Source organism: Micromonospora sp. NPDC049257, from assembly GCF_040678915.1.
Taxonomy (GTDB): Bacteria; Actinomycetota; Actinomycetes; order Mycobacteriales; family Micromonosporaceae; genus Micromonospora; species Micromonospora antibiotica.
In genome coordinates this window covers 63,248-84,915 of record NZ_JBFAQU010000024.1, presented here as the reverse complement: position 1 = coordinate 84,915, position 21,668 = coordinate 63,248, and the positions used below count along the sequence as shown (strand labels likewise).

Annotated in this window: 22 protein-coding genes; 19 read left to right on the top strand and 3 right to left on the bottom strand. The window is 72.3% G+C overall.

Annotation, left to right across the window (positions count from 1 at the left end):
- Together AB0K25_RS26135 and AB0K25_RS26130 are read left to right on the top strand one after the other, a co-directional pair.
- Positions 1–324: chorismate synthase (locus AB0K25_RS26135; RefSeq protein WP_363823238.1), on the top strand; the 324-nt coding region annotated here is incomplete at its 5' end.
- Positions 325–531: 207 nt separating this feature from the next.
- A complete protein-coding gene (locus AB0K25_RS26130) occupies positions 532–1,038 on the top strand; it encodes a shikimate kinase (RefSeq protein ID WP_357535840.1) in 507 nt (168 codons plus the stop codon).
- Here the strand turns inward: AB0K25_RS26130 and AB0K25_RS26125 are convergent.
- Together AB0K25_RS26125 and AB0K25_RS26120 are read right to left on the bottom strand one after the other, a co-directional pair.
- A complete protein-coding gene (locus AB0K25_RS26125) occupies positions 1,028–1,822 on the bottom strand; it encodes a cytochrome c oxidase assembly protein (protein ID WP_363823235.1) in 795 nt (264 codons plus the stop codon). The genes AB0K25_RS26130 and AB0K25_RS26125 overlap by 11 nt on opposite strands.
- Positions 1,819–2,340: a DUF2243 domain-containing protein gene (locus tag AB0K25_RS26120; protein ID WP_363823232.1), complete on the bottom strand. Its 522-nt coding sequence runs from the start codon at positions 2,338–2,340 to the stop codon at positions 1,819–1,821. Before AB0K25_RS26120 ends, AB0K25_RS26125 begins: the two co-directional genes overlap by 4 nt.
- Before the next feature lie 310 nt (positions 2,341–2,650).
- Here AB0K25_RS26120 and aroB point away from each other — a divergent pair, with 310 nt between their 5' ends.
- The 4 genes from aroB to nusB all read left to right on the top strand — a co-directional run bounded on the left by aroB (position 2,651) and on the right by nusB (position 5,310).
- Positions 2,651–3,727, top strand: a complete 1,077-nt coding sequence (gene aroB / locus AB0K25_RS26115; RefSeq protein ID WP_363823229.1) for a 3-dehydroquinate synthase — start codon at positions 2,651–2,653, stop codon at positions 3,725–3,727.
- The gene (gene aroQ / locus AB0K25_RS26110; protein ID WP_208570157.1) at positions 3,724–4,179 is read left to right on the top strand and encodes a type II 3-dehydroquinate dehydratase; all 456 of its coding nucleotides are present in this window, start codon (positions 3,724–3,726) and stop codon (positions 4,177–4,179) included. Before aroB ends, aroQ begins: the two co-directional genes overlap by 4 nt.
- Before the next feature lie 139 nt (positions 4,180–4,318).
- Positions 4,319–4,876 carry an elongation factor P gene (efp, locus tag AB0K25_RS26105; RefSeq protein WP_091253160.1) on the top strand — a complete coding sequence of 186 codons (558 nt, stop codon included), beginning with the start codon at positions 4,319–4,321 and terminating at the stop codon, positions 4,874–4,876.
- A gap of 23 nt (positions 4,877–4,899) precedes the next feature.
- Positions 4,900–5,310 (top strand): transcription antitermination factor NusB, encoded by a 411-nt coding sequence (nusB, locus tag AB0K25_RS26100; RefSeq protein WP_208570213.1) that lies wholly within the window; start codon positions 4,900–4,902, stop codon positions 5,308–5,310.
- Positions 5,311–5,427: 117 nt separating this feature from the next.
- Here the strand turns inward: nusB and AB0K25_RS26095 are convergent, their stop codons facing one another.
- Complete coding sequence (locus AB0K25_RS26095) at positions 5,428–5,916, bottom strand: helix-turn-helix domain-containing protein (protein WP_013285505.1); 489 nt, start codon at positions 5,914–5,916, stop codon at positions 5,428–5,430.
- A gap of 287 nt (positions 5,917–6,203) precedes the next feature.
- Between AB0K25_RS26095 and pyrR the strand changes: the two genes are divergently transcribed.
- The 13 genes from pyrR (at position 6,204) to metK (ending at position 21,626) form a co-directional block, all read left to right on the top strand.
- Complete coding sequence (pyrR, locus tag AB0K25_RS26090; RefSeq protein ID WP_088645219.1) at positions 6,204–6,785, top strand: bifunctional pyr operon transcriptional regulator/uracil phosphoribosyltransferase PyrR; 582 nt, start codon at positions 6,204–6,206, stop codon at positions 6,783–6,785.
- Between the two features lie 49 nt (positions 6,786–6,834).
- Positions 6,835–7,788, top strand: a complete 954-nt coding sequence (locus AB0K25_RS26085) for an aspartate carbamoyltransferase catalytic subunit (protein WP_208570158.1) — start codon at positions 6,835–6,837, stop codon at positions 7,786–7,788.
- Positions 7,785–9,116: a dihydroorotase gene (locus AB0K25_RS26080; protein WP_208570159.1), complete on the top strand. Its 1,332-nt coding sequence runs from the start codon at positions 7,785–7,787 to the stop codon at positions 9,114–9,116. Before AB0K25_RS26085 ends, AB0K25_RS26080 begins: the two co-directional genes overlap by 4 nt.
- Before the next feature lie 178 nt (positions 9,117–9,294).
- Positions 9,295–10,500: a glutamine-hydrolyzing carbamoyl-phosphate synthase small subunit gene (gene carA, locus AB0K25_RS26075; protein ID WP_219469723.1), complete on the top strand. Its 1,206-nt coding sequence runs from the start codon at positions 9,295–9,297 to the stop codon at positions 10,498–10,500.
- Complete coding sequence (carB, locus tag AB0K25_RS26070) at positions 10,493–13,921, top strand: carbamoyl-phosphate synthase large subunit (RefSeq protein WP_357535832.1); 3,429 nt, start codon at positions 10,493–10,495, stop codon at positions 13,919–13,921. Before carA ends, carB begins: the two co-directional genes overlap by 8 nt.
- A gap of 226 nt (positions 13,922–14,147) precedes the next feature.
- Positions 14,148–15,200: a quinone-dependent dihydroorotate dehydrogenase gene (locus AB0K25_RS26065; protein ID WP_363823242.1), complete on the top strand. Its 1,053-nt coding sequence runs from the start codon at positions 14,148–14,150 to the stop codon at positions 15,198–15,200.
- A gap of 306 nt (positions 15,201–15,506) precedes the next feature.
- A complete protein-coding gene (locus AB0K25_RS26060) occupies positions 15,507–16,781 on the top strand; it encodes an adenosylmethionine--8-amino-7-oxononanoate transaminase (protein WP_219469728.1) in 1,275 nt (424 codons plus the stop codon).
- A 75-nt stretch (positions 16,782–16,856) separates the two neighbouring features.
- Entirely contained in the window at positions 16,857–17,696 is an 840-nt protein-coding gene (gene pyrF / locus AB0K25_RS26055; RefSeq protein ID WP_219469730.1) for an orotidine-5'-phosphate decarboxylase, read from the top strand.
- A gap of 174 nt (positions 17,697–17,870) precedes the next feature.
- Positions 17,871–18,188, top strand: a complete 318-nt coding sequence (mihF, locus tag AB0K25_RS26050; protein WP_067309448.1) for an integration host factor, actinobacterial type — start codon at positions 17,871–17,873, stop codon at positions 18,186–18,188.
- 25 nt (positions 18,189–18,213) lie between these two features.
- Complete coding sequence (locus tag AB0K25_RS26045; RefSeq protein ID WP_208570165.1) at positions 18,214–18,714, top strand: guanylate kinase; 501 nt, start codon at positions 18,214–18,216, stop codon at positions 18,712–18,714.
- A gap of 142 nt (positions 18,715–18,856) precedes the next feature.
- Positions 18,857–19,120, top strand: coding sequence for a DNA-directed RNA polymerase subunit omega (gene rpoZ, locus AB0K25_RS26040; protein WP_007075826.1), 264 nt, complete (start codon positions 18,857–18,859; stop codon positions 19,118–19,120).
- A 14-nt stretch (positions 19,121–19,134) separates the two neighbouring features.
- Entirely contained in the window at positions 19,135–20,343 is a 1,209-nt protein-coding gene (gene coaBC / locus AB0K25_RS26035; RefSeq protein WP_357535829.1) for a bifunctional phosphopantothenoylcysteine decarboxylase/phosphopantothenate--cysteine ligase CoaBC, read from the top strand.
- An 89-nt stretch (positions 20,344–20,432) separates the two neighbouring features.
- Positions 20,433–21,626: a methionine adenosyltransferase gene (metK, locus tag AB0K25_RS26030; protein WP_208570167.1), complete on the top strand. Its 1,194-nt coding sequence runs from the start codon at positions 20,433–20,435 to the stop codon at positions 21,624–21,626.
- Positions 21,627–21,668 lie beyond the last annotated feature (42 nt).

Sequence of the window (21,668 nt, the reverse complement as noted above, 5' to 3'; positions counted from 1 at the left end):
ACCGGGGTGCGTCGGGTCACCGACCGGGCGGGTGGTCTGGAGGGTGGGATCACCACGGGTGAGCCGGTGCGGGTGCGGGCGGCGATGAAGCCGATCTCGTCGTTGAACCGGGCGTTGGCCACGGTGGATGTGACCACGGGTGAGCCGGCGACGGCGATCAACCAACGGTCGGATGTGTGTGCGGTTCCTGCTGCGGCGGTGGTCGCGGAGGCGATGGTGGCGTTGGTCCTCGCCGAGGCCACCATGGAGAAGTTCGGCGGTGACTCGGTGGCTGAGATCCGCCGCAACCTTGCCGGCTACCTCGACGCGCTGATCATCCGGTGAGCGCCGGCTGCCAAGAAGGGCTGGCCCCGGTGAGGGCGAGGAGTGCAGCGCAGCGGAGCCCCGCAGTCGCGAACGGAAGGTCGGCACAGGTGAGGGCGAGGAGTGCAGCGCAGCGGAGCCCCGCAGTCGCGAACGAAAGGCTGGACCAGTGAGGGCGAGGAGTGCAGCGCAGCGGAGCCCCGCAGTCGCGAACGAAAGGCTGGACCAGTGACGAAGCCTGTCTGCGTGCTGGTCGGGGCGCCCGGCTCCGGCAAGAGCACCGTCGGCGCGGAGCTGGCCACCCTGCTCGGGGTGGCGTTCCGGGACACCGACACCGACATCGAGCAGATGGCCGGCAAGCCGATCCCGGAGATCTTCATCGACGAGGGCGAGGCGCACTTCCGGGCCCTGGAACGGGCCGCGGTGCTGGCGGCGCTGACGTCGCACGCCGGGGTGCTCGCCCTCGGCGGTGGGGCGATCCTCGCCGAGGATAACCGGGCCGCGTTGGTCGGGCACACCGTGGTGCACCTGTCGGTGGAGTTGCCCGACGCGGTGAAGCGGGTCGGGCTCGGTGCCGGCCGGCCGTTGCTGTCGGTGAATCCGCGCGCCACCCTCAAGCACCTGATGGACCAGCGTCGGCCGCTCTACGCGGAGGTCGCGACGGCGACGGTGGTGACCGACGGCCGCGCGCCGGAGGACCTCGCCGCCGAGGTCGTCGCCCTGCTCAAGCCCTGACCGGGCCCACCCGGCGACGCCGGTGCGGCCGGACGGCCGTCGACCCGTTCCGGCGGGGTTCGGGCCGCCAGGTCACCAGCAGGGCCAGCGCGAGCAGGATCTCGGCCAGGTCGCCGACGTAGTACATCAGGGTCGCCGCCGTCCGTAGTTGGTCGGCGGGGGCGTCGGCGTCGACCAGGCCGGCGTACATCAGCTGGGCCAGGGTGGCGTGGGCGGCGACGGACAGGCCCAGCACCACCAGGCGCACCGGCACGCCGGGGCGGTGCGTCCCGGGGTCGGGGCCGGCGATCGCCCAGGTGAAGGCGTACCCGCTGAGCAGGAAGTGCAGCAGGAGCAGCGGGTGCAGGCCGGGGTGGGTCAGGGTGGCCCGGTACAGCGGCGTCAGGTGCAACAGGTACAGGCCCCCGGCGGTGAGCAGCAGGCCGGTGACCGGGTGGGTGGCCACCGCCACGGCGGGATGCCGCAGCAGCCGCAGCGCGGCCCGGCCGGCCCGGGGGCGTACCGTCCGCAGGGCCAGCGTGCCTGGTGCGCCGAGCACCAGCCCGAGCGGCGCGAGCATCCCGACCAGCAGGTGCTGCCACATGTGCCCGACCAGGTCGTGGGCGGGCAGCAGCAGGGCCACCGCGAGCAGCGCAGCGCCCGCGCCGAAACTGGCGGTCCGCCAGTGGCTCCAACCGGCCCGCCCCGGGTCACGCTGGCGCAGGGCGGCGGCCAGATAACCCCAGAACACCATCGCCGGTACGAGCAGCAGCTGTCCGCCCCCGCCGTCGTGCGCCCCGGTCATCGCGGCCCGGCGCAGGTGTCCACGGCCGTGGCGCGACGCTGGACCGCCCAGCCGAGGGCCACCAGTGCCGCCCCGAGCAGCAGGAAGCCGACGTCCCAGGCGGTCTGGTGCGGACCACCGTGTACGTGGTGGATGCCGAGCAGATGGTGGTCGATCACCCCTTCGACCAGGTTGAACAGTCCCCACCCGACCAGTGCCCAGCCCCAGAGCATCCCGGAGCGCCACAGTCGGCCCCGGGACCGGGTGACCCGGGAGTGGAGCAGGGCCAGCCCGGTGAGCACCGCCACCCAGGTCACCACGTGGAACAGTCCGTCCCACAGGGTGTTCATCTGCAACCCGGGCACGGTGTCCACCGGATACGCCCTGATCCCGACGTTGTCGCTGCCGGTGCTGCTGAGCATGTGGTGCCACTGGAGCACCTGGTGCAGGACGATGCCGTCGACGAACCCGCCGAGGCCGACGCCGAGGATGACGGCCGGCAGCCGGATGTCCGCGCCGTCGATGGTGGTGCCGGCCATGGGTTCCTCCGCGTTCGGGTCGATCCCGTCCCCGGTGCCCGGGTTCTGTCGGGCTAAACGCCGGCCCTGCCGTGCGGTCACGCGGTGGGCCCGGCACGCGGTGGGCCCGGCACGCGGTGGGCCCGGCATCCGGCGGGTCCGGCATGCGACGAGGGTCCGGCATCCGGCGGGTCCGGCACCCGATGAGGGTCCGGTCGGGCGGCCGATGGTCCGATCTCCGGGCCGTGGTCGGTCGGCCACCTCCTCTCCCGGACCGCCACCAGGTGGACACCCGCCGTGTCGAAGCCGACGCTGGACTAGGCTCCCGGCGATGGACGAGGTGACCCGGATTCCGGTCGGCGGCGAACGGCCGTACGACGTACTGGTCGGGCGGGGCCTGCTGGCCGAGCTGCCCGCGTTGCTGCCCGACGCGACCCGGGCGGCGGTGCTGTACGCGCCGCCCCTACGGGCGTTGGCCGAGGAGATCGGCGAGCGGTTGGCCGGGGCGGGGGTCACCCCGCTGGCGATCGAGGTGCCCGACGCCGAGGCGGGCAAGCGGGTCGAGGTGGCCGCCGACTGCTGGGAGCAGCTCGGTGCGGCCGGCTTCACCCGTACCGACGCGGTGGTCGGGGTGGGCGGCGGTGCCGTGACCGACCTGGCCGGCTTCGTCGCGGCCTGCTGGCTGCGCGGAGTGCAATGGGTGCCGGTGGCGACGTCGCTGCTCGGCATGGTCGACGCCGCCGTCGGCGGTAAGACCGGAGTCAACACGGGGGCCGGCAAGAACCTGGTGGGGGCCTTCCACCCGCCGGTCGGGGTGCTGGCCGACCTGGGCACGTTGGACAGCCTCCCGGCGGCCGACCTGGCCGCCGGGCTGGCCGAGGTGGTCAAGTGTGGCTTCATCGCCGACCCGGCGATCCTGGACCTGGTCGAGGGGGACCCGGCCGCCGCCGTCGACCCGACCGGCCCGGTGGCCCGGGAGCTGATCGAGCGGGCGATCCGGGTCAAGGCCGACGTGGTCTCCGGTGACCTGCGCGAGTCGGGTGTCCGGGAGGTGCTCAACTACGGGCACACCCTGGCCCACGCGATCGAGAAGGTCGAGGGGTACCGCTGGCGGCACGGGCACGCGGTCTCCGTCGGCACCGTCTATGCCGGCACCCTGGCCCGGTTGGCCGGTCGGCTCGACGCGGCGACCGCCGAGCGGCACCGCAGCGTGCTGACCGCGCTGGATCTGCCGACCAGCTACCCGGCGGACGCCTGGCCGGACCTGCTGGCGGCGATGCGGGTGGACAAGAAGGCCCGGGGCAGTCGACTGCGGTTCGTGGTGCTCGACGGGCTGGCCCGGCCGGCGATCCTGGACGGCCCGGACGACGAGCTGCTGCACGCCGCCTACCGGGAGGTCAGCCGGTGACCACCGCCACCCCCCGGGTGTACGTGCTCAACGGGCCCAACCTGGGCCGGCTGGGCACCCGTCAGGTCGACGTGTACGGCGTTACCAGCTATGCCGACCTGGTGACGCTCTGCGTCGAGACGGGCCGCGAACTGGGGCTGGACGTGGTGGTCCGGCAGACCGACGCCGAGCACGAGCTGCTGGGCTGGCTGCACGGGGCGGCGGACGAGGGTGCGGCGGTGGTGCTCAACCCGGCGGCCTGGTCGCACTACTCGATCGCGGTGCGGGACGCCTGCGCGTTGCTGCGTGCGCCCCTGGTCGAGGTGCACATCTCCAACATCCACGCCCGGGAGGAGTTCCGGCACCACTCGGTGGTGTCGGCGGTGGCCACCGGCGTCATCTGTGGGCTCGGCGTGGACGGTTACCGGCTCGCGCTGCGGCACCTCGCCACCCGGCTCGGCGGGGCCGACTGACCCCCGCTTCCGTCACTGTGCGTGACGGTCGGGGTGGTCGGTGGCGGCGGGGCGGTCCCCGGCCGCCGGAACCGCCGCCGATTAGACGCAGCTAGTAGACTTGCCAGGTCTGTCCGCCAATTGATGATCAAGGCAGGAAATGGCATCCACCAACGACCTCAAGAACGGCCTGGTACTCAACCTCGACGGGGAGCTCTGGGCCGTCGTCGAGTTCCAGCACGTCAAGCCCGGTAAGGGTGGGGCGTTCGTCCGCACGACGCTGAAGAACGTGCTGTCCGGCAAGGTCGTCGACAAGACCTTCAACGCGGGCACCAAGGTCGAGACCGCCACCGTCGACAAGCGCACCATGCAATACCTCTACGCCGACGGCGAGGACTACGTCTTCATGGATCTGGAGACGTTCGACCAGATCACCGTCCCCGGCGGCACCGTCGGCGAGGCCGCCAACTACCTCCTCCCGGAGGCCGAGGCGACCGTCGCCACCCACGAGGGTGTGCCGCTCTACATCGAGCTGCCGACCAGCGTGGTGCTCCAGGTCACCTACACCGAGCCGGGTCTGCAGGGCGACCGGTCGACCGGCGGCAACAAGCCGGCCACCGTGGAGACCGGCGCGACCGTGCAGGTGCCGCTCTTCATCACCACCGACGAGAAGATCAAGGTCGACACCCGCGACGGCCGTTACCTCGGCCGGGCCTGATGGCCGAGGGCGCCAAGCAGCAGATGCCGGCGCGTCGCAAGGCGCGTAAGCGGGCGCTGGACGTGCTCTTCGAGGCGGACCTGCGGGACCGGCCTCCGGTCGAGGTGCTCGCCGGCTACGTCGAGCGGATCGAGAAACCGCGTCCCGAGCACCTGGACTACGCGGTCGGTCTGGTCGAGGGGGTCGCCGCGCACCTCGACCGGATCGACGAGGTGATCGCCAGCTACGCCGAGGGCTGGACCCTGGACCGGATGCCGGCGGTCGACCGCAACCTGGCCCGGATCGCCGTCTACGAGCTGCTCTACGTCGACGAGATCGACGACGCGGTGGCGATCAGCGAGGCGGTGGAGCTGGCCCGGCAGATGTCGACCGACGATTCGCCGCGCTTCCTCAACGGCATCCTCGGCCGGATCGCCGAGTACGCCACCCGCTGACCGGGTCGCGCGCGTGCCGCCCCACCAGGGCCGGTCCGCGCCGCCGGGGGCGGGAGACGGTGTGACAGAAGGGCCCGTGCCGGACGGCACGGGCCCTTCGACGTCAGCGACCGCGGATCAGGAGGCGAAGAACGCCCGCGGGTCGGCGACCAGCACACCGTGCTCGGTGAGCCGCTCGATCAGCCCGGACGGCGAGGCGTCGTAGACGATCGCCAGGGCGCGCAGGTCGTCGGCGCGGATGGAGAGCACCCGGCCGTTGTAGTCGCCCCGTTGCTGCTGGATCGCCCGGGCGTACCGGGCGACGTAGGCGAGGTCCTCGGAGGCCTCGTCGTAGAGCCGCTCCAGGTCCAGGACGATCTTGCTGGTGGGCTCGTGCCGTACGCCGCTGCCGTCGGGCAGCAGCTCCGAGACGGGTACGCGGTAGAAGTCGGCCAGCTCCGCCAGCCGGGACACGGTGACGGCCCGGTCGCCGCGCTCGTACGAGCCGACCACCACCGCCTTCCAGCGTCCGTTTGACTTCTCCTCCACCCCCTGCAGGGACAGGCCCTGCTGCTGGCGGATGGAGCGCAGGCGGGCGCCCAGCGACTTGGCGTATTCAGAGGGCATTCGGACACTCCCAGTGCTGTGCTTTGGGGTTCTCCCAGCGATCGCTACGGAGCGTGACGGTACGGGGATTGCGACACGTGGTCAAGTGCTCGTGACATTCCCATCGGAGATAGCGGGGGAGTTGTCCGGATTTCACCGTCCTGATCCAGGGATCAGTGGGTCGCGGTGAACCGCGAGGTGACCGCTGGTAACGTGGCCGCCAGCCCCGGTCGGGCCACCCTGACCCGACCGGACACCCCCGACATCCTTTAACGACCCGTCCCGTGAGGCGGGGAAGGAGGTCCGCCGTGGCCTGCCCACCGGCTGCCCATCCGTCGCCCGAGCGACAACCCTCGGTGAAGGTGATCCTCGCCAGCGCCGACGTCCAGCGCGTCGTCGACCGGATCGCCCACCAGATCCTGGAGAAGACCCAGGGCGCCGCCGACACCGTCCTGCTGGGAATCCCCACCCGGGGCGCCCCGCTCGCCCGACGGCTCGCCGCCCGGATCAGCACCTTCGAGGACGTCGACGTCCCGGTCGGGGTGCTCGACATCACTCTCTACCGCGACGACCTGCGTCGGCACGCCACCCGTGCGGTCGGCCCGACCCAACTGCCCCCGGGCGGCATCGACGGCAAGCGGGTCGTCCTCGTCGACGACGTGCTCTTCTCCGGCCGTACCGTCCGGGCCGCCCTCGACGCCCTCAACGACGTCGGCCGACCCGCCTCGGTGCAGCTCGCCGTGCTGGTCGACCGGGGCCACCGGGAACTGCCGATCCGCGCCGACTACGTCGGCAAGAACATCCCGACCGCGCTCGCCGAGAGCGTCAAGGTCACCCTCGTCGAGACCGACGGCGCCGACGAGGTCCGACTCTGCGGGGGGACCCGGTGAGCGCGCCGCGACGGCATCCGGCAGACGCGAACGAGAGGCGGCCCCGCCCGTGATCAGACACCTGCTCTCCGGGGCCGACCTGGACGCCGACACCGCGACCCAGATCCTCGACACCGCCGCCGAGATGGCCACCGTCGCCGGCCGCGAGGTCAAGAAGCTCCCGGCGCTGCGCGGCCGGACCGTGGTGAACCTCTTCTACGAGGACTCCACCCGGACCAGGATCTCGTTCGAGGCCGCCGCCAAGCGACTCAGCGCCGACGTGATCAACTTTTCCGCCAAGGGCTCCAGCGTCACCAAGGGCGAGAGCCTGAAGGACACCGCGCTGACCCTCCAGGCGATGGGGGCCGACGCGGTGGTCGTCCGGCACCCCGCCTCCGGGGCCCCGCACCGCCTGGCCAACTGGGTGGACGGGTCGGTGGTCAACGCCGGCGACGGCACCCACGAGCACCCCACCCAGGCGCTGCTCGACGCGTACACCATGCGGGCCCGGCTGGGTCGGCTCGCCGGCCTGCACGTGGCGATCGTCGGCGACGTCCTGCACTCCCGGGTGGCCCGCTCCAACGTCCTGCTGCTGAGCACCCTCGGCGCCAAGGTCACCCTGGTCGGTCCGCCGACGCTGATCCCGGTCGACTGGGCCGCCCGCGCCGGCGTCGGGTCCGTGGCGACCGACGCCGACCCCGGCACCGACGTCTGCTACGACCTCGACGCGGTGCTGCCCGGGGTGGACGTGGTGATGATGCTGCGGGTGCAGCGGGAGCGGATGAACGACTCCTACTTCCCGTCCGCCCGCGAGTACGCCCGCCGCTACGGGCTGGACGGGCCACGGATGCGCCGGCTGCCCGAACACGCGATCGTCATGCACCCCGGGCCGATGAACCGGGGGATGGAGATCACCCCCGAGGTCGCCGACTCACCCCGCTCCACCATCGTCGAACAGGTCGCCAACGGGGTCTCCGTGCGGATGGCCGTGCTCTACCTGCTGCTCGGAGGAAACAACCGGTGACCGCGTACCTGATCACGAACGTGAGCGTCGTCGGCGGCCCGCCGACCGACCTGCTGATCCGCGACGGCGTCGTCGCCGAGACCGGAGCCGGGCTGACCGACCCGGAGGCCGCCGTCATCGACGGCACCGGCCTGGTCGCCCTGCCCGGCCTGGTCGACCTGCACACCCACCTGCGCGAGCCCGGCCGGGAGGACGCCGAGACGGTCGACTCCGGCTCCCGGGCGGCGGCGCTGGGCGGCTACACCGCGGTCTGCGCGATGGCGAACACCTCGCCGGTCGCCGACACCGCGGGCGTGGTCGAGCAGGTCTGGCGGCTCGGCCGGCAGGCCGGGCTGGTCGACGTGCAGCCGATCGGCGCGGTCACCGTCGGGCTGGCCGGCGAGCGGCTCGCCGAACTGGGCGCGATGGCCGACTCGGCGGCCCGGGTGCGGATCTTCTCCGACGACGGGCACTGCGTCGCCGACCCCAAGCTGATGCGCCGGGCCCTGGAGTACGTCAAGGCGTTCGACGGGATCATCGCCCAGCACGCCGAGGAACCCCGGCTCACCGAGGGCGCGCAGATGCACGAGGGGGAGGTCTCCACCCGGCTCGGGCTGACCGGCTGGCCGGCCGTCGCCGAGGAGGCGATCATCGCCCGCGACGTGCTGCTCGCCGAGCATGTCGGCAGCCGGCTGCACGTCTGCCACGTCTCCACCGCCGGCAGCGTCGAGGTGCTGCGCCAGGCCAAGGCCCGGGGGGTACGGGTCACCGCCGAGGTCACCCCGCACCACCTGCTGCTCACCGACGAGGTGGTGGCCGGCCGGGGTGAGCAGGCCAGCCCCGGGCTCTCGCCCGACTGGAGCCCGACGGCCAGCTACGACCCGGTCTTCAAGGTCAACCCGCCGTTGCGGACGGGCACCGACGTCGCCGCGCTGCGCACCGCGCTCGCCGAGGGCGTCATCGACGTCGTCGCCACCGACCACGCCCCGCACGCGGTGGAGGACAAGGAGTGCGAGTGGGCGTACGCCCGGCCGGGCATGCTCGGTCTGGAGACGGCGCTGTCCATCGCCCTCGACGTGCTCGGCCCGCAGTGGGACCTGATCGCCGACCGGATGTCACGGACCCCGGCCCGGATCGCCGGACTCGACGGCCACGGCCTCGACCCGGCACCCGGGGTACCGGCCAACCTGACCCTGGTCGACCCGGCCGCCCGACGCGTGATCGAGCCCGCGGAGCTGGCCAGCCGCAGTCGCAACACCCCGTACGCCCGCATGACGCTGCCGGGTCGCATCGTGGCGACCTTCCTGCGCGGCGAGCCGACGGTCCTGGACGGAAAGGCTGTCAAGTGATCCGAGCGAGGAACGTAGCGGAGCGGAGTCCCGCAGTCCGGATCGGAGGTGGGCGCGTGATCCGAGCGAGGAACGTAGCGAAGCGGAGTCCCGCAGTCCGGATCGGAGGTGGGCGCGTGATCCGAGCGAGGAACGTAGCGGAGCGGAGTCCCGCAGTCCGGATCGGAGGTGACGTGTGATGGGTAGGCGCAGATCGGCGATCCTGGTCCTGGAGGACGGGCGCACCTTCCACGGTGAGGCGTACGGCAGTGTCGGGGAGACCTTCGGCGAGGCGGTCTTCAACACCGGGATGACCGGCTACCAGGAGACCCTGACCGACCCGTCCTACCACCGGCAGGTGGTGGTGCAGACCGCCCCGCACATCGGCAACACCGGCGTCAACGGCGAGGACGACGAGTCCGACCGGATCTGGGTCGCCGGGTACGTGGTGCGCGACCCGGCCAGGATCGGTTCCAACTGGCGGTCCACCGGCGGCCTGGAGGACCGGCTCGGCGTCGAAGGTGTGGTCGGCATCGCCGGGGTGGACACCCGGGCGCTCACCCGGCACCTGCGCGAACGTGGTGCGATGCGGGTCGGCATCTCCAGCGTCGAGGACGACCCGCGCGCCCTGCTGGAGCGGGTCCGGCAGTCCCCGCAGATGGTCGGCGCGGATCTCTCCGCCGAGGTGAGCACCGCCACCCCGTACGTGGTCGAGGCCGAGGGCGAGCACCGCTACACCGTCGCCGCGCTGGACCTGGGCATCAAGCGCAACGTGCCGCGGCGGTTGGCCGCCCGGGGGGTCACCACCCACGTGCTGCCCGCCAACTCCAGCATCGACGACCTGCTGGCCACCGGCGCGGACGCGGTCTTCTTCTCGCCCGGCCCGGGTGACCCGGCGACCGCCGACGGGCCGGTGACGCTGGCCCGGGAGGTGCTGAGCCGGCGGATCCCGCTGTTCGGCATCTGCTTCGGCAGCCAGATCCTCGGCCGGGCGCTCGGCTTCGGCACCTACAAGCTGGGCTACGGCCACCGGGGCATCAACCAGCCGGTGCTCGACCGGGCCACCGGCAAGGTCGAGGTGACCAGCCACAACCACGGCTTCGCGGTGGCCTGGCCGGGCCGCGAGCCCGGGGCGGCGGCCGGCGCGGTCGTCCCCGACGAGGTCATCGAGACCGAGTTCGGTGGCGTGCAGGTGTCGCACGTCTGCCTCAACGACAACGTCGTCGAGGGGCTGCGGGCCGTGGACGTGCCCGCCTTCACCGTCCAGTACCACCCGGAGGCGGCAGCCGGCCCGCACGACGCCGACTACCTCTTCGACCGCTTCGCCGAGCTGATCGAGGGCCGTGGCCCCGACGGGCAGCCCGGTGCGGGCCGGAACCACAGCGAGGGGCGCACGAATGCCTAAGCGCGACGATCTCAAGCACATCCTGGTGATCGGCTCCGGGCCGATCGTGATCGGTCAGGCCTGCGAGTTCGACTACTCCGGCACCCAGGCCTGCCGGGTGCTGCGCAGCGAGGGGATCCGGGTCAGCCTGGTCAACTCCAACCCGGCGACCATCATGACCGACCCGGAGTTCGCCGACGCCACCTACGTCGAGCCGATCACCCCGGAGTTCGTGGAGCTGGTCATCGCCAAGGAGCGCCCCGACGCGCTGCTGCCGACCCTGGGCGGGCAGACGGCGTTGAACACCGCGGTCGCCCTGCACGCGGCGGGCGTCCTCGACAAGTACGGCGTCGAGCTGATCGGCGCGAACATCGAGGCGATCAACCGGGGTGAGGACCGCCAGCTGTTCAAGGAGATCGTCGCCAAGGCCGGCGTACGGCTGGGGCTGGCCGACCCGGCCGGCCTGGTGCCCCGGTCGCGGGTCTGCCACTCGATGGACGAGGTCCGGGAGACCGTCGCGGAGCTGGGCCTGCCGGTGGTGATCCGGCCGTCGTTCACCATGGGCGGACTGGGTTCCGGCATGGCGCACACCGACGAGGACCTGACCCGCATCGCCGGGTCCGGCCTGGCCGCCAGCCCGGTGCACGAGGTGCTCATCGAGGAGAGCGTGCTCGGCTGGAAGGAGTACGAACTCGAGCTGATGCGCGACCGGCACGACAACGTGGTGGTGGTCTGCTCGATCGAGAACATCGACCCGATGGGCGTGCACACCGGCGACAGCGTCACCGTCGCCCCGGCGATGACGCTCACCGACCGGGAGTACCAGAACCTGCGTGACCTGGGCATCGCGGTGCTGCGCGAGGTCGGGGTGGACACCGGCGGCTGCAACATCCAGTTCGCGGTCAACCCGGCCGACGGCCGGATCGTGGTGATCGAGATGAACCCCCGGGTGTCCCGGTCGTCGGCGCTGGCGTCGAAGGCCACCGGCTTCCCGATCGCCAAGATCGCCGCGAAGCTGGCCATCGGCTACACCCTCGACGAGATCCCCAACGACATCACGTTGAAGACGCCGGCGGCGTTCGAGCCGACGCTGGACTACGTGGTGGTGAAGATCCCCCGGTTCGCGTTCGAGAAGTTCCCCGGCGCGGACCCGGAGCTGACCACCACGATGAAGTCGGTCGGCGAGGCGATGAGCCTGGGCCGTAACTTCACCGAGGCGCTCAACAAGGCGATGCGCTCGATGGAAACCAAGGCGTCGGGTTTCTGGACCACCCCGGACCCGCAGGGGGCGACGCGGGAGAACACCCTCGCCGCGCTGGGGACGCCGCACGACGGGCGGCTCTACACCGTCGAGCGGGCGCTGCGGCTGGGCGCGTCGGTCGCCGAGGTCGCGGCGGCGTCCGGCGGTATCGACCCGTGGTTCCTGGACCAGATCGTCAGCCTGGTCGAGCTGCGGACCGAGATCGTGGCCGCCCCGGTGCTCGACGCCGACCTGCTGCGCCGGGCCAAGCGGGCCGGGTTGTCCGACCGGCAGCTCGCCGCGCTGCGCCCGGAGCTGGCCGCCGAGGACGGCGTGCGCACCCTGCGGCACCGGCTCGACGTGCGCCCGGTCTACAAGACGGTGGACACCTGCGCCGCCGAGTTCGAGGCGACCACCCCCTACCACTACTCGACGTACGACGAGGAGACCGAGGTCGCCCCGTCGGACCGGCCGAAGGTGCTGATCCTCGGGTCGGGGCCGAACCGGATCGGGCAGGGCATCGAGTTCGACTACTCCTGCGTGCACGCCGTCCAGGCGCTGCGTGCCGCCCCGCTGCCCGGCCCGGACGGGTCCGGTGCCGGATCGGGTTCCGGCGGTGGGTCCGGCTCCGGCGGTGGGTCCGGTGCCGGCGGCTACGAGACCGTCATGGTCAACTGCAACCCGGAGACGGTGTCCACCGACTACGACACCGCCGACCGGCTCTACTTCGAGCCGCTGACCTTCGAGGACGTGCTGGAGGTGTGGCACGCCGAGGACTCCTCCGGGAAGGCGGCCGGCGGCCCCGGCGTGGTCGGGGTGGTCGTGCAGCTCGGCGGGCAGACCCCGCTGGGGCTGGCGCAGCGGCTAAAGGACGCCGGGGTGCCGGTGGTCGGCACCTCCCCGGAGTCGATCCACCTGGCCGAGGAGCGCGGCGCGTTCGGCCTGGTGCTGGCCCGGGCCGGCCTGCGTGCCCCGGCACACGGCATGGCCACCTCGTACGACGAGGCGAAGGCGATCGCCGACGAGATCGGCTACCCGGTGCTGGTGCGCCCGTCGTACGTGCTCGGCGGGCGGGGCATGGAGATCGTCTACGACGATGCCACGCTGCGCGACTACATCGGGCGGGCCACCGACATCTCCCCGGACCACCCGGTGCTGGTCGACCGGTTCCTCGACGACGCCATCGAGATCGACGTGGACGCGCTCTGCGACGCCGACGGTGAGGTCTACCTGGGCGGCGTGATGGAGCACATCGAGGAGGCCGGCATCCACTCCGGCGACTCGTCGTGCGCGCTGCCGCCGATCACGCTGGCCGGTTCGCACCTGACCGAGGTACGCCGCTACACCGAGGCGATTGCCCGGGGGGTGGGGGTACGCGGCCTGCTCAACGTCCAGTACGCCCTCAAGGACGACATGCTCTACGTGTTGGAGGCGAACCCGCGGGCCTCGCGTACCGTCCCGTTCGTCTCCAAGGCCACCGCCGTGCCGTTGGCGAAGGCGGCGGCCCGGATCGCCCTCGGCGCGACCATCGCCGAGCTGCGCGCCGAGGGGCTGCTCCCGGCGACCGGCGACGGTGGGGTGCTGCCGCCCGACGCCCCGATCGCGGTCAAGGAGGCGGTGCTGCCGTTCAAGCGGTTCCGCACCCCGGCCGGCAAGGGTGTCGACTCGTTGCTCGGCCCGGAGATGAAGTCCACCGGCGAGGTGATGGGCATCGACACCAGCTTCGGGCACGCCTTCGCCAAGAGCCAGTCCGCCGCGTACGGCTCGCTGCCGACCACCGGGAGGATCTTCGTCTCGGTGGCCAACCGGGACAAGCGGGCCATGATCTTCCCGGTCAAGCGGCTGGCCGACCTGGGCTTCGAGATCGTCGCCACCACGGGTACCGCCGAGCTGCTGCGCCGGCACGGCATCGCCTGTGAGCAGATCCGCAAGCACTACCAGGCGGGCGAGGGCGCGGACGCGGTGTCGATGATCCTCGCCGGTGACGTGGCCCTGGTGGTGAACACCCCGCAGGGCTCCGGCGCGAGCGCCCGCTCGGACGGCTACGAGATCCGTAGCGCCGCCGTCACGGCCGACATCCCGTGCATCACCACCGTGCCGGGGGTGGCGGCGGCGGTGATGGGCATCGAGGCCCGCATCCGGGGCGACATGCGGGTACGCCCCCTCCAGGAACTCCACGCCGCCCTCCGGGCCGCCCAATGACCCCCCACCCCCCGCTCGCCCCGCGCTCCCCGCTCGGTCCGCGCTCCCCGCTCAGGCCGGTGATCAAGAGGTTTCGGTCACCGGACGGCGGTTGTGGTGACGCAAACCTCTTGATCACCGACGAGGGCGTCACCGACGAGGGCGTCACCCATGAGGGCTCCGGCCGAGGGGGCGTCACCGACGAGGGTGCCGGCCGGGGGAGTGTCGGTTGGGGGGCCGGGGCGTGGTGATGTTCGAGAAGGGGGTCCGGAGGGCGCTGTTCCGGATCGGGGGCGGGGACGCCGAGGCGGCGCACGAGTGGACGTTGCGGCGGTTGGCGACCCTGTCGCGGCGGCCGGCGGCGCTGGCCCTGCTGCGGGCCCGCAACCTGCACCGGGCGCCCCGGACGGTGTTCGGGGTGGAGTTCCCCAACCCGGTGGGCCTGGCGGCGGGGATGGACAAGAACGGGGTGGCCCTGCCGGCCTGGCCGGCGCTGGGGTTCGGCTTCGTCGAGGTGGGCACGGTCACCGCGCACGCCCAGCCGGGCAATCCCCGGCCCCGGCTGTTCCGGCTGCCCGACAGCGCGGCGGTGATCAACCGGATGGGCTTCAACAACGCCGGCGCGCAGGCTCTGGCCGACCGGCTGGCCGCGCTGCCCCGCCCGCTCGGGGTGCCGCTGGGCATTTCGCTCGGCAAGTCCAAGGTGACCCCGCTGGACGAGGCGGTCGAGGACTACCTCGCCTCCTACCGGGCGTTGCGGGGGCACGGTGACTACTTCGCGGTCAACGTCTCCTCCCCGAACACCCCGGGTTTGCGGTCGTTGCAGGACAAGGCACACCTGGATGCCCTGCTGACCGCCCTGGTGGGGGAGAAGCCCGTCCTGGTGAAGATCGCCCCGGACCTCACCGAGCCGGCCGTGGCCGAGCTGTTGGAGGTCTGCCTGGCCCGGGGTGCGGCCGGCGTGATCGCCACCAACACCACCCTGGGCCGGGCCGGTCTCGCCCCCGCCGACGCGGAACGTGGCGCGCAGGCCGGCGGCCTGTCCGGTCGTCCGCTGACCGGACGGGCCCGGGAGATGGTCGCCTTCGTCCACCGGGAGACCGGCGGTCGGCTCCCGGTGATCGGCGTCGGTGGCATCCTCGACCCGGACGACGCGGCCCGGATGTTCGACGCCGGTGCCAGTCTGGTCCAGCTCTACACCGGTTTCATCTACCGGGGCCCGGCTCTGGTCCGGGCCGCCGCCCGCGTCTCGACCGGGTCCGGGGTGCCGACGGGTGATCCGGCGGTGAGCGGCCGGTGATCCGGCGGGCGCGTCCGGTGTATCCGGTCGTGCCCGCCGTGGTGCCGCCCGGGAGCCGATCCGACCCCGGCCGGGCCGCCGCGCACCGCCACGGGCGCGGCGCGTGACACCCGCGCGGGTCGCCGCCGCCGCAGCCCTGCGGCGGTCCGGGGGCGTCGCTGTCCCTGTCGCCGCGCAGCCGGGGCGGGGCGTGGCCGTCGGGGCCACCGTGCGGCAGGTCCAGACCCGCCGCCGTCGCCGTCAGGGCAGCAGAGCAGCGCAGGCCGCCGGTGGTGCGGCGGCTGACGAGGGTACGGAGGAACGCGCGTGACGCCCGAGCAGATCCTGGCCGTCGACCGGGCCCGTGTCTGGCACCCGTACGCGGCGCTGCCGCCGGCTCACCCGCCCTATGTGGTGCACAGCGCCGAGGGTGTCCGGCTGCGGCTGGCCGACGGCCGGGAACTGGTCGACGGGATGTCGTCGTGGTGGGCGGCGATCCACGGTTACCGGCATCCGGTGCTGGACGCGGCGGTCACCGACCAGCTCGGCCGGATGAGTCACGTGATGTTCGGCGGGCTCACCCACGAGCCGGCGGTCCGGCTGGCCGAGACGCTCGTCGAGTTGGCCCCGGACGGCCTGGAACACGTCTTCCTGGCCGACTCGGGCTCGGTGTCGGTCGAGGTGGCGATCAAGATGTGCCTGCAGTACCAGCGGGCCACCGGCCGGCCGCAGCGCCGTCGGCTGGCCACCTGGCGGGGCGGTTATCACGGGGACACCTTCCACCCGATGAGTGTGTGCGACCCCGAGGGCGGGATGCACCACCTGTGGGGCGACGTGCTGCCCCGGCAGGTCTTCGCCTCGGTGCCGCCCGGTGGCTTCGCCGACCCGCCCGACCCGGCGTACGTGACGGCGCTGACCGACGCGGTCGCCCGGCACGCCGACGAGTTGGCTGCGGTGATCGTCGAGCCGGTGGTGCAGGGGGCCGGCGGGATGCGCTTCCACCACCCGGGGTACCTGCGGGTGTTGCGCGAGGTGACCCGGGCGCACGGGGTGCTGCTGATCTTCGACGAGATCGCCACCGGGTTCGGCCGGACCGGGCGGATGTTCGCCGCCGACCACGCCGGGGTGACCCCGGACGTGCTCTGCGTGGGCAAGGCGCTCACCGGGGGCTACCTGACCCTCGCGGCGGCGCTGTGCACGCCGGAGGTGGCCTGGGGGATCTCCGCCGACGGGGTGTTGGCACACGGCCCCACGTTCATGGGCAACCCGTTGGCGTGTGCGGTCGCCAACGCCTCCCTGGGGCTGTTGCGGGCCGGTGACTGGGTCGCCGGGGTGGCCCGGGTGGGTGCGGGGCTGCGGGCCGGCCTGGAGCCGTTGCGCGGGACGCCAGGGGTGGTGGACGTGCGGGTGTTGGGTGCGATCGGCGTGGTGCAGTTGGACCACGAGGTGGACGTGGCGGCGGCGACGGCCGCTGCGGTGGCCCGGGGCGTGTGGCTGCGCCCCTTCCGCGACCTGGTCTACGCCATGCCGCCGTATGTGACCGGGGAGGACGACGTGGCCCGGATCGCGGCCGGGATGACCGCTGCGGTGGCGGCCGGCTGACCGGCCGCCCGGGGCCGACGCCGCGGTGGCGACCGCCGCTCGCGGTGAACGCAGGAGCAGACGAGAGGAGCATCGATGGAGACCTTCGGATTTCGATTGCACCGGGCGGTGGCGGAGCGTGGGCCGCTGTGCGTGGGCATCGACCCGCATCCCGGGCTGCTGGCCCGCTGGGGGCTGCCGGACGACGTCGACGGCTTGGAGCGGTTCGCCCGGACCGTCGCGGAAGCGCTCGGTGACCGGGTTGCGGTGATCAAGCCTCAGTCGGCCTTCTTCGAGCGATTCGGGAGCCGCGGAGTGGCGATTCTTGAGTCAACTATCCGACAGTTGCGCGAAGCTGGCGCGCTCGTTCTCCTCGACGTCAAGCGTGGCGACATCGGTTCGACCGTCGCCGCGTACGCCTCCGCGTACCTTGATCCATCCAGCCCGCTGTATGTCGACGCGGTCACCGCGAGCCCCTACCTGGGAGTAGGTTCGCTGGCCCCGATGTTCGAGTCGGCCGTCGCGCACGGTGGCGGAGTGTTCGTGTTAGCGCTCACCTCCAACCCCGAGGGGGCTCAGGTGCAGCGTGCCGTCACGGCCGGTGGGCGGACGGTCGCGCAGCTTGTTATCGATGAGATTTCGCAGCTCAACAGGGGTGCGGAACCGCTCGGCAGCATCGGGTTGGTGGTCGGCGCGACCATCGGCGACACCGGTCACGACCTGTCCCGGGTCAATGGCCCACTGCTCGCGCCGGGGCTCGGCGCCCAGGGTGCGACGGCCGCCGACCTACCCACCGTGTTCGGTTCGAACCTGTCCGCAGTGCTGCCGTCGTACTCCCGGGAGGTGCTCAACGCGGGCCCGGACGCCGACGCGTTGCGGGCCGCCGCGGACCGGGCGGTGGCCGACTGCCGGCACATCCTGGCTGCCCGACACTGACTGACGGCTCGGTCACTTTACGTTGATCATCGCGCGTCCACGTTGCCGAAAGCTCCGCCGAACGCTAGTTTTCCCCGCGCTGGGAACCACGGACCCCTTTGGTTTTCAGCGACACCACGTTTCACAGAGCGACGGTGCGTTCCGCCCGTCGCGATAGGGACCTGAGGAGAACTGGTGCCGCTCCCGTCACTGACCCCCGAGCAGCGCGCTGCCGCGCTGGAAAAGGCCGCGGAGATCCGCAAGGCCCGTGCTGAGCTGAAGGAGCAGCTCAAGCAGGGCAAGACCACCCTGGCCGCCGTCCTTGCGCGAGCCGAGTCCGACGACGTCGTCGGCAAGCTCAAGGTGTCGGCCGTGCTGCAGGCGATGCCGGGTATCGGAAAGATCCGGGCCACCCAGATCATGGAGAAGCTCAAGATCGCCGACAGCCGCCGTCTGCGTGGTCTGGGCGAGCAGCAGCGTAAGGCGCTGCTTGGAGAGTTCGCCGCCAACTGATCGCCGCAGCAGGTAGAAACAAGCGGTGAGCACGGTTGACGAGGCGTGCCCGGCGGCGCGGCTCACCGTCCTGACCGGACCTTCGGGTGCCGGTCGGGGCGGTGTGGTCGGAGCGGTCCGGGCACGTTCTCCCGCCGTGTGGGTGCCGGTCCCGGTGACCACCCGGGCACGTCGCCCCGGCGAGTCCGACGGCGTCGACCGGCTCTTCCGGGAGCCGGCCGAGTTCGATCGGATGATCGCCGCGGGCGAATTGCTGGAGTGGTCCCGGGCCGGGCCGTACCGGCGGGGCACCCCGCGTGCCCCGCTGATCGACCGACTGACCCGGGGGTGGCCGGTGCTGCTCCCGTTGGACCCGCCCGGGGCGCTCGTGGTGACCGAAGCCCTGCCATCGGCCCGGCTGGTGCTGCTGCTCCCGCCCGGACACCGCGCGGACCCGGCCCTGGCGGCCCTCGTCGAGCGCACCGTCCACCACGACCACACCGAGCGTGCTGCCGCTGAGCTGGTAAGCTTGCTCGGTTCGTCCTAATCTGGCTCCCGTCCGACCGCAGACCGTGTTCGAGCGACCAGCAGTGTTCGAGTGACCAGCCGCGGTCGAGCGACCAGCCGCGTCCGCGCGGCGAGCGACCAGCCGCGTCCGCGCGGACACCTTTCAGACGCAGAGGTATTTCGTGGGATCCATCGCCAACCCCGAGGGCATCACCAACCCGCCGATCGACGAGCTGCTCGAGAAGACCACCTCGAAGTACGCGCTGGTGATCTTCGCTGCCAAGCGTGCGCGTCAGGTCAACGCCTACTACAGCCAGCTCGGTGAGGGCCTGCTCGAGTACGTCGGCCCGCTCGTGGAGACCACCCCGCAGGAGAAGCCGCTCTCCATCGCCATGCGCGAGATCAACGCGGGCCTGCTCACCGCCGAGCCGACCGACCAGCCGTAACCCCCGTACCCCCGATGTCCGCCGAGATCGTGCTCGGAGTCGGCGGTGGCATCGCCGCCTACAAGGCGTGTGAGCTGCTGCGGCTCTTCACGGAGTCGGGTCACCGGGTCCGGGTCGTGCCGACCGCGTCGGCGCTCCGCTTCGTCGGGGCGCCGACCTGGGCGGCGCTGTCCGGCCAGCCGGTCGCCGACGACGTCTGGGCCGAGGTGCACGAGGTCCCGCACGTCCGGCTCGGCCAGCGGGCCGACCTGGTGGTGGTCGCGCCGGCCACGGCGGACCTGCTCGCCCGGGCCGCCCACGGCCTCGCCGACGACCTGCTCACCAACACCCTGCTCACCGCCCGCTGCCCGGTGGTGCTCGCCCCGGCGATGCACACCGAGATGTGGGAACACCCGGCCACCGTCGCCAACGTGGCCACCCTGCGGTCCCGGGGGGTGCGGGTGATCGAGCCCGCCGTGGGCCGGCTCACCGGGGCGGACAGCGGCAAGGGCCGGCTGCCCGACCCGGCCGAGATCTTCGCGGTCGCCCGCCGGGCCCTCGCCCGGGGCGTCGACGCCCCCGCCGACCTGGCCGGTCGACACCTGGTGGTCACCGCCGGCGGCACCCGGGAGCCCCTCGACCCGGTCCGCTTCCTCGGCAACCGTTCCTCCGGCAAGCAGGGGTACGCCTTCGCCCGCGCGGCCGTCGCCCGGGGCGCCCGGGTCACCCTGATCGCCGCCAACGTCGCCCTGCCCGATCCGGCCGGGGTCGACCTGGTCCGGGTGGGCACCACCGAGGAGTTGCGCACGGCGACGCTGACCGCCGCCGTCGACGCCGACGCGGTGGTGATGGCGGCGGCGCCGGCCGACTTCCGCCCGGCGACGTACGCACCCGGCAAGATCAAGAAGTCGGACGACGGCAGTACGCCGACCATCGCCCTCGTCACCAACCCGGACATCGCCGCGGAGCTGGGTCGAACCCGTCGTCCGGAGCAGGTGCTGGTGGTGTTCGCCGCCGAGACCGGTGACGCCGAGGCCAACGGCCGGGCCAAACTCGCCCGCAAACGCGCCGACCTCGTCGTCGTCAACGAGGTCGGCGTCGACAAGGTCTTCGGGGCCGAGACCAACGCGGCCACCGTGATCGGTGCCGACGGCGCCGTGCACCGCCTGCCTGAGCAGGCCAAGGAGGATCTGGCCGACCGCGTCTGGGACCTCGTGCTCGCCCGGTGGCCCGCCCGGTCCTGAACGGTGGATGCCGACTCGCCGGGTCGTGAGCGGTACGTGAGGGTGACTAGACTGCTGCGCAACGATTATCTAAAGAGCTTAGGAGTGCCGTGACACGCCGCCTCTTCACGTCCGAATCGGTCACGGAAGGCCACCCGGACAAGATCGCCGACCAGATCAGCGACGGGATCCTCGACGCCCTGCTGACCCAGGACCCGCACAGCCGGGTGGCGGTCGAGACCCTGATCACCACCGGTCAGGTCCACGTCGCCGGTGAGGTGACCACCAAGGCCTACGCCGACATCCCGACCATCGTCCGCGAGACGATCCTCGGTATCGGCTACGACTCGTCGAAGAAGGGCTTCGACGGCGCCTCCTGCGGCGTCAGCGTCTCCATCGGCGCCCAGTCGCCCGACATCGCGCAGGGCGTCGACAACGCCTTCGAGCTGCGCACCGGGGCCTCGGAAAGCGCGCTGGACGCGCAGGGCGCCGGCGACCAGGGCATGATGTTCGGCTTCGCCTGCTCCGAGACGCCGGAGCTGATGCCCCTGCCGATCGCGCTGGCACACCGGCTGGCCCAGCGGCTGTCCGCGGTGCGCAAGGACGGGACCATCCCCTACCTGCGGCCGGACGGCAAGACCCAGGTCACCATCGAGTACGAGGGGCTGCGTCCGGTCCGGCTGAACACCGTCGTGGTGTCCAGCCAGCACGCCGCCGACATCTCGCTGGACTCGCTGCTCACCCCGGACGTGCGCGACCACGTCATCGCCCCGGAGCTGCAGAACCTGGGCCTGGACACCGAGGGCTACCGGCTGCTGGTCAACCCGACCGGCCGGTTCGAGATCGGTGGCCCGATGGGTGACGCCGGCCTGACCGGTCGGAAGATCATCGTCGACACCTACGGCGGGTACGCCCGGCACGGTGGTGGCGCGTTCTCCGGCAAGGACCCGTCCAAGGTGGACCGCTCGGCCGCGTACGCGATGCGTTGGGTGGCCAAGAACGTCGTCGCCGCCGGCCTGGCCGAGCGCTGTGAGGCGCAGGTCGCGTACGCGATCGGCAAGGCCCACCCGGTCAGCCTCTTCATCGAGACCTTCGGCACCGAGACGGTGCCGGTGGCCGCGATCGAGAAGGCGGTCGGTGAGGTCTTCGACCTGCGGCCGGCCGCCATCATCCGGGACCTCAACCTGCTCCGCCCGATCTACCGGCAGACCGCCGCCTACGGCCACTTCGGCCGGGAGCTGCCGGAGCTGAGCTGGGAGAGCACCGACCGGGCCGCCGACCTGAAGTCGGTAGCGGGCGCCTGACCGGCACCACGCCCAGCGACCGGCGACCCGCGGACGGGTCGC